The organism is Streptomyces sp. 7R007 (assembly GCF_054850255.1).
Map to the genome: position 1 here is coordinate 1 of NZ_JBTWMV010000146.1, position 968 is coordinate 968.

At 71.3% G+C, this 968-nt stretch carries 1 pseudogene; it reads right to left on the reverse strand.

The window, feature by feature from the left end:
* Positions 1-927 (reverse strand): annotated as a pseudogene (locus tag ACYF6T_RS44510) (IS701 family transposase); the annotation flags it as partial.
* Positions 928-968: the final 41 nt, after the last annotated feature.

Here is a 968-nt window from a genome sequence, read left to right on the forward strand (position 1 = left end):
CCCGGCCACTTCGGCCTGCTGGGCCAGCCGGCGCGAGCGCACCCCGGCCGGCCGGACCCGCATCGCGAGGAAGCGCGCGGTCATCGGGCTCCGGGAACCCTCGCGCCAGGTCACCTCCTTGAAGGCTGCCCGTCCGGCGGCCGCGGCCTGGGTGGCCACCGGCACCGGTGGCTGCCGGCAACGGGGCAGCGGAGGTCGGCCGTTGCCGGACCAGGCCGGGGCATCGGGGTGCGCGTCATGCGGCTGGACGGTGATGTCGCCGCGGATGCCGACCACGTACGCGTGTCCCCGCTCGGCCAGGCCGGCACGGAAGTCGGCGTTCTGGCCGTAGCCGGCATCGGCCACCACCGGCGGCACCAGTCCCCATCCGGCCAGTTCATCCAGGGCGTCCAAGGCCAGCCGCCACTTCTCCCGGTGCCCGACGTCCTTGGGGACGCCGGTCCGACGCGCCGGACGGCGTCATCCGCCCATTCCTGGGGCAGGAACAGCCGCCAGGCAAGCGGGCACGAGGCCGTATTGGAGACCGCGTGCACGCTGACGGCGACCTGGCAGTGGGCCTGCTTGCCCAGCGCTCCGCAGCACTGGTGGGCGACGCCGACCGACATCCTGCCGTCCTTGGGAAACGACACGTCATCGACCGCCCAGGCGTCCGGGCCCGATCCGCGGCACCAGCCGCTCGCCGATCCGCCGGCGCACCGCCCCCGGATCCCAGGTGGACTGATTCACGAACTGCTGCAGGTTCTGCTCGTTGCCTTCCGGCAGTCGCTGGGCCATCGACTGGATCGACTTGCGCCGCCCGTCCAGCACCAGCCCTCGCAGATAGCAGTCGCTCTTGGCCCGCTGGTCCTTGCGTGACAACGAGGCAAACACATCCGCCACGAACAACGCCAACGTCGCCCGAACACGGTTCACTTCATGTGCATCCACACAGTCCCCATGCCCCTGAACACGGGCGATCCACAGACCTA